A 6,062-nucleotide genomic window follows, 5' to 3' on the forward strand; every position below is an offset into this window, starting at 1 on the left:
TCGGCCCGCTCCGCGTCCGCCCCCGGCGGACGCGGCTGGGTCGTGTCGGTTCGGGCTTCAGACATGTGGGAAGTCACCCCGTTGTGATCGCTTACGTGTTTGTCTCCGGGGCCATCACGCCACCGTCACCCGGGAAACGGTCACCGTCGGCGACCTCGGTGCGCGAATGCGTGAGCCCCCGGTCCAACTTTAGACCGGCCGGCACCTGGAGGGCGGTACGCCCCACGAGAGGCGCCTGCCCCAATGGAACCGGCTTGCACCCAGAAGGAGGCGCCACGGCCGCGGACGGTTGCATACCGCTTCCCGGGTATCCGGCCGGGTACCGTCCCGCAGCCGGTTCCACATCGGCCGGTGCCTCCAGGAGCGCGACCGCGCAGGCCGTCTCCCCGTTCGCGTACGGAAGCCGGAGTACGCCCTCGCGGGACCAGACACCACTGCCCGCCAGCCATCCCCCGGGCACCGGGAGCTGGTGCAGCATGCGGCCCGCGGGACGCCACACCCCCACCCAGCTGCCCGCCGCCCCGTCGATCCGCAGGGCGACCGCGCAGCTCTCCGGCATCAGCATCTGCCCCGGCTGCACGGCGAACGGCGTCACCGCGGCGTCCGGCAGCCGCAGGCACTCCGGGAAGCGCACCGGAAGACAACTGCCCAGCACCCCCCAGCCCAGCCGGTCGTGCCCGGGTGCGTCCGAGCGGATCAGCAGGAGACCGCTGTCCGGGTCGGCGAGGAGCAGCCGGTCGTTGCTGTCCGGTGCGATCTGGAGCAGCGGTGTCATCTCGGCGCCCCGCCCCAGGTCCACCGCGACCGCCTTCACCGGGCCGCCCCCGGCCGGCTCCCGGTCCAGGGCCAGCAGCCGGCCGGCCCGGTCCAGCCAGACCCCGCCGGAGCAGCGCCCCGGCAGTTCCGCGACCTGCTGCGGCCCGGACGGACCGCCCGCCACCAGCCAGAGCCCGGTGGAGTACGCACCGGCCGACAGGGCGTACGCGCTGACGCCGTCCGGTGAGGGCGGCAGCAGGGTCAGCTCCGCGCACTCGACCGCGCCCAGCGGCAGTTCACCGGTGCCGGGGCCGGTCGGGTAGAGCAGCGAGAGGGTGTGCCGGTCCGCGACCCGGCGCCGGATGAGCACCCGCCCGTCGGCGAGCGGCAGCACCTGCGAGTCGGCCTCCTCCGGCTGGTTGAGGGGGAGCGGCACGGCGTACGGCTCGGGCCCGTCCAGCGTCCAGCGTTCCGGGTACCAGGCCGTGTCGGTGGTGGCACCGGTGCCCGCCTCGCCGGTCTGGTGCGCCTGGACGCGGGCGGCCGTGAGCCGGGCCGCGTACGCGCCGTCCGCCGTGATCGTGAACACGGGTGTCGGCAGGACCGTTTCGGCAGGGAACCGCGCCGGTGCGGGCACGGCCACCGGTACGGGTGGAACCACCGGCTCCCGCGGACCAGCTGCGTCCGCCGGTGGATCCTTCGCGGGATCCTCCGTAGCGTCCGCCGCCGGATCCGGGGGCTCCGCGGCCCCGTCCGGCTCGTCGGACCCCGGCTCCACCGGCTCACCGGCTTCGACCGCCACCGCGGTCCCGTCCTCGATGGCACAGGCAGTCATCGACTCGTCACCTCCGGCCATCGAAGCTAGTTTTCGCACTTCCTGCCGAACAACACGAGACCCGCCACTTCACACATATGGGTGGCGATGCCCGTATTCACCTGAGAGGGAGGGGGTGGTTGTGCTTCGCGATAAGCGCGTGGCTAAGGTAAGGCATTCCTAAGTGTTGCCTGTGTGATCCACAACTGGAGCAAGTGATGTCCCTTCGACGCCGCGGCACCGCCGCAGTCGGCCTGGCCGTAGTCGCCGCCCTGTCCCTCTCGGCCTGCGGGAGCGACGACGGTTCGTCGGGCGGCTCGGCCAAGTCCGAGGCCGGTGGCGAGAAGAAGGCCGCGGTCGCGACGGGCGGCAAGGACTTCGGCGACGCGGCGAAGAAGACGGCGGAGTACGGGACCGACGCCCCGGCGGGTCAGTTCCCCCGCACACTCACCCACGCCATGGGCAAGACCGAGCTCAAGGCCGCTCCGAAGCGCGTCGTCGTGCTCGACGTCGGCGAGTTCGACAACGTGGTGTCGCTGGGTGTGAAGCCGGTCGGCTACGCCCCCTCCGAGGGCGACGCGGCCATCCCCTCGTACCTGAAGAAGGACGCCGGCGACCCATCGAGCGTCGGCACGATCAACAACCTCAACCTTGAGGCGATCGCCGGGCTGAAGCCCGACCTGATCCTCGGCAGCCAGCTGCGCGCGGCCGACAAGTACGACGAGCTGTCCAAGATCGCGCCGACCGTGTTCTCCATCCGTCCGGGCTTCACCTGGAAGGAGAACTACCTCCTCAACGCCGCGGCGCTGGACAAGACGGCCAAGGCCGAGTCGGAGCTGGGTACCTACGAGGCGAACGCGAAGAAGCTGGGCGAGGACGTCGGCCCGAAGAAGCCGACCATCTCCATGGTCCGCTACCTGCCGGACAAGATCCGCCTCTACGCCAAGGCCTCCTTCATCGGCACGATCCTCGACGACGCCGGCCTGCCGCGGCCCAAGAACCAGCAGATCAACGAGCTGGCCGCGGAGATCAGCCCGGAGAAGATCGACGAGGCGGACGCCGACTGGATCTTCACCGGTGTGTACGGCGACGTGAAGGCCACCAAGCGCGACACCGCCCAGTCCAACCCGCTGTGGAAGAACCTCACGGCGGTCAAGGAGGGGCGGGCCAAGAACGTCTCCGACGAGACCTGGTACCTCGGCCTCGGCGTCACGGCCGCGAACCTGGTCCTCGACGACCTCCGCGCCGACCTGGTGAAGTGACGCCCTGCGCGCCGGCCTGGTGAAGTAACGATTCATGACCGGCCGCCGGTCCGTCCCCACGGGCCGCAGCGGCCATGGACCGCGGGGCACGGAGGACAGGTAGCCTTTCCTCCGTGCCCCGTCTGTCTGAAGTCATCGCCGAGCTCGACGCCCTCTGGCCGCCCGAGTGGGCCGAAGGATGGGACGCGGTCGGCACCGTCTGCGGTGATCCGGACGCCGAGGTCGACCGGGTGCTCTTCGCCGTCGATCCCGTCCAGGACATCGTCGACGAGGCGCTGAAGCTCGGCGCCCAGCTGATCGTCACCCACCACCCGCTCTATCTGCGCGGTACGACGACGGTCGCGGCCGGCACCTTCAAGGGCCGGGTCGTGCACACGCTGATCAAGCACGACATCGCGCTGCACGTGGCCCACACCAACGCCGACTCCGCGGATCCCGGCGTCTCGGACGCCCTCGCCGGCGCCCTCGACCTGCGCGTCGAGCGGCCCCTCGTACCGGACCCGACGGACCCCACGGGCCGCCGCGGCCTCGGCCGGATCTGCACGCTCGACCACCCGCAGACCCTCGGCGAATTCGCCGCCCGGGCCGCCGCCCGGCTGCCCGCCACCGTGCAGGGCATCCGGCTGGCCGGCGACCCGGACGCCCTCGTGCGCACCGTCGCGGTGAGCGGCGGATCGGGCGACAGCCTCTTCGACGCGGTGCGCGCCGCCGGTGTGGACGCCTTCCTCACCGCGGACCTGCGCCACCACCCGGCCTCCGAGGCCGTCCAGCACTCGTCGCTGGGCCTGGTCGATGCCGCACACTGGGCCACCGAATGGCCGTGGTGCGAACAGGCCGCCGCCCAGCTCGACGCGATTTCCGACCGCCACGGATGGGACCTGCGGGTCCATGTCTCGAAGCAGGTCACCGACCCCTGGACCACCCACCACTCTTCTGGAGCCCCCAACTGAACGCCGCGCCCGCCGACCAGATCCGACTCCTCGACGTCCAGGCCCTCGACCAGCGCCTCTCTCAGATCGCGCACAAGCGCGACACCCTTCCCGAGCACGCCGAGATCGAGTCCCTCACGACCGACCTCGCCCAGCTCCGCGACCTCCTCGTCGCCTCCACGACCGAGGAGAGCGACACCGCCCGCGAGCAGATCAAGGCCGAGCAGGACGTGGACCAGGTGCGCCAGCGCGCCGCCCGCGACCAGCAGCGGATGGACTCCGGCAGTGTCACCTCGTCCAAGGACCTGGAGAGCCTGCAGCGGGAGATCGTCTCGCTGGCCAAGCGCCAGGGCGACCTGGAGGACGTCGTCCTCGAGGTGATGGAGCGCAGGGAGTCCGCGCAGGAGCGGGTCACCGAGCTGACCGACCGGGTCTCCGCCGTCCAGGCCAAGGCCGACGACGCGACCGCCCGCCGGGACGCCGCGACGAACGAGCTCGACGAGGAGACCGCGACGCTCACCAAGGAGCGCGAGGTCGTCGCCGGTTCCGTCCCCGCGGACCTGCTCAAGCTGTACGACAAGCTCCGCGCCCAGCAGGGCGGGGTGGGCGCCGCCCGCCTCTACCAGCGCCGCTGCGAGGGCTGCCGGCTGGAGCTCAACATCACCGAGGTCAACGACGTGAAGGCCGCGTCCCGCGACACGGTGCTGCGCTGCGAGAACTGCCACCGCATCCTGGTACGCACCGCGGACTCGGGTCTGTAGTGACCCCGCCGCGCCAGTTCGTCATCGAGGCCGACGGCGGTTCCCGGGGCAACCCGGGGCCCGCCGGGTACGGTGCGGTCGTCATCGACCCGGTGACGGGGGAGACGCTGGCCGAGGCGGCCGGGTACATCGGCGTCGCGACGAACAACGTCGCCGAGTACAAGGGCCTCATCGCCGGTCTGCGGGCGGCGAAGGCACTCGTGCCGGACGCCTCGGCCGACGGCGGTCCGCGGGTGCACGTCCGGATGGACTCCAAGCTGGTCGTGGAGCAGATGTCGGGCCGCTGGAAGATCAAGCACCCGGACATGAAGCCGCTCGCGGCCGAGGCCGCCCGGATCCTTCCGGCGTCCGCCGTCTCCTACGAGTGGATCCCGCGCGAGAGGAACAAGCACGCGGACCGGCTCGCGAACGAGGCGATGGACGCGGGCAAGCGGGGCGAGCAGTGGGAGCCGTCGTCCTCGACGGCCGCCCTCGACACCCCGAAGTCCTCGGTGGCCGCCGCCCTGCCGCCGGTCTCCGGTCCGCCGGGCGACGCGGCGGCCGGTGCGGCGAGGGCCAGGGCCGCACTGAACCGGCCCGCCGCCGGGACCCCGCAGGTCGGCTGGGGTGCCGTCCCCGACCTGGGCACGCCCGCCACCTTCCTTCTGCTGCGGCACGGCGAGACCGCCCTCACCCCTGAGAAGCGGTTCTCCGGCAGCGGCGGCACCGACCCCGAGCTCTCCGCCACCGGCCGCAGGCAGGCCGAGTGCGCCGCCGAGGCCTTCGCCGCCCGCGGCACGGTGCAGGAGATCGTCAGCTCCCCGCTGCTCCGCTGCCGCGAGACGGCCGGCGCGGTGGCGGCCCGGCTGGGCCTGGACGTCCGGATCGAGGACGGCCTGCGCGAGACGGACTTCGGCGCCTGGGAGGGGCTGACGTTCGGCGAGGTCAGGGAGCGTCACCGCGCGGACCTGGACGCCTGGCTCGCCTCCGCGAAGGCGGCGCCCACCGGTGACGGCGAGAGCTTCGCCGAGGTCGCCCGCCGCGTCGCGGCCGCCCGCGACCGCCTCATCACCCGCTACGCGGGCCGCACCGTGCTCGTGGTCACGCATGTCACGCCCATCAAGACCCTGGTCCGGCTGGCGCTGGGCGCACCGCCGGAGTCGCTGTTCCGGATGGAGCTCTCGGCGGCGTCCCTGTCGACCGTGGCCTACTACGCGGACGGCAACGCCTCCGTACGGCTGCTGAACGACACGTCCCACCTGCGGTAGACCCACCCGGGCGCACCGGCCCCGGACAGCACAGGGCCCCATCGGCGGGGGGAGGCCGATGGGGCCCTGGCGGTTCCGGCGAGGCGGGGGATACCTGCCGGAACCCGGGTCACCCGGAGTCCGGGTTCACGTCCCTGGAGGGTCTCGTGCCCCGGTTGCCGGAAAGCATGCACGCGAATCGCGGAAGTTCGCCGCGATCCGCCGCGCGGTCCCGGGGGATCAGCCTCGCAGCGCCGCGGCTTCGGCCGCCAGCCGCTCCACGCGCGCCCAGTCCCCGGCCGCCACCGCGTCGG

At 72.5% G+C, this 6,062-nt stretch carries 5 protein-coding genes; 4 read left to right on the forward strand and 1 reads right to left on the reverse strand.

Annotated features, from left to right (window positions below; all coding sequences use genetic code 11):
- Nucleotides 1-91: 91 nt before the first annotated feature.
- Nucleotides 92-1,591, reverse strand: a complete 1,500-nt coding sequence (locus J1C73_RS07245; protein ID WP_242643838.1) for a hypothetical protein — start codon at nucleotides 1,589-1,591, stop codon at nucleotides 92-94.
- A gap of 197 nt (nucleotides 1,592-1,788) precedes the next feature.
- Here J1C73_RS07245 and J1C73_RS07250 point away from each other — a divergent pair, with 197 nt between their 5' ends.
- From J1C73_RS07250 to J1C73_RS07265, 4 genes are all read left to right on the forward strand, one after another.
- A complete protein-coding gene (locus J1C73_RS07250; protein WP_207315613.1) occupies nucleotides 1,789-2,832 on the forward strand; it encodes an ABC transporter substrate-binding protein in 1,044 nt (347 codons plus the stop codon).
- 113 nt (nucleotides 2,833-2,945) lie between these two features.
- Entirely contained in the window at nucleotides 2,946-3,782 is an 837-nt protein-coding gene (locus tag J1C73_RS07255) for a Nif3-like dinuclear metal center hexameric protein (RefSeq protein ID WP_207315614.1), read from the forward strand.
- Nucleotides 3,779-4,522 carry a zinc ribbon domain-containing protein gene (locus J1C73_RS07260; protein ID WP_185095738.1) on the forward strand — a complete coding sequence of 248 codons (744 nt, stop codon included), beginning with the start codon at nucleotides 3,779-3,781 and terminating at the stop codon, nucleotides 4,520-4,522. The genes J1C73_RS07255 and J1C73_RS07260 overlap by 4 nt, the downstream gene beginning before the upstream one ends.
- Entirely contained in the window at nucleotides 4,522-5,769 is a 1,248-nt protein-coding gene (locus J1C73_RS07265) for a bifunctional RNase H/acid phosphatase (protein WP_207315615.1), read from the forward strand. The genes J1C73_RS07260 and J1C73_RS07265 overlap by 1 nt, the downstream gene beginning before the upstream one ends.
- Nucleotides 5,770-6,062: the final 293 nt, after the last annotated feature.

The organism is Streptomyces laculatispora, assembly GCF_017353455.1.
GTDB lineage: Bacteria > Actinomycetota > Actinomycetes > Streptomycetales > Streptomycetaceae > Streptomyces > Streptomyces laculatispora.